Source organism: Mesorhizobium sp. M2E.F.Ca.ET.209.01.1.1 (assembly GCF_004010375.2).
In the GTDB taxonomy this organism is placed as follows: Bacteria; Pseudomonadota; Alphaproteobacteria; order Rhizobiales; family Rhizobiaceae; genus Mesorhizobium.
In genome coordinates this window covers 1-287 of sequence record NZ_SADP02001227.1, presented here as the reverse complement: position 1 = coordinate 287, position 287 = coordinate 1, and the positions used below count along the sequence as shown (strand labels likewise).

Annotated in this window: 1 pseudogene; it reads left to right on the top strand. The window is 66.9% G+C overall.

The features are described 5' to 3' along the window. Positions 1–287: pseudogene (locus tag EN852_RS39845) on the top strand (ornithine decarboxylase); the annotation flags it as partial.

The window sequence follows — 287 nt, the reverse complement described above, 5'->3', positions numbered from 1 at the left end:
GCGGGCGCTCGCCTCGGCCGACTGGGTGCGCAACCGGCTGACCTTCGATATTGCCGGGCTCGATGTCGGCGGCGGTTTTCCCGCCGAATACGGCCACGATCCCAACCGCAAGCTGGTCGAGATGCCGTCGCTGGGCCAGCTGATGTCGCGGCTCGCCGGCGACCTGAAGGAATACCAGTTCGACCAGATGCCGCTGGTGGCCGAGCCCGGCCGCGTGATCGTTGCGCGCTGCCTTTCGCTGATCGTGCGCGTGCTCTTGCGCAAGGGCAAGCGGCTCTACATCAATG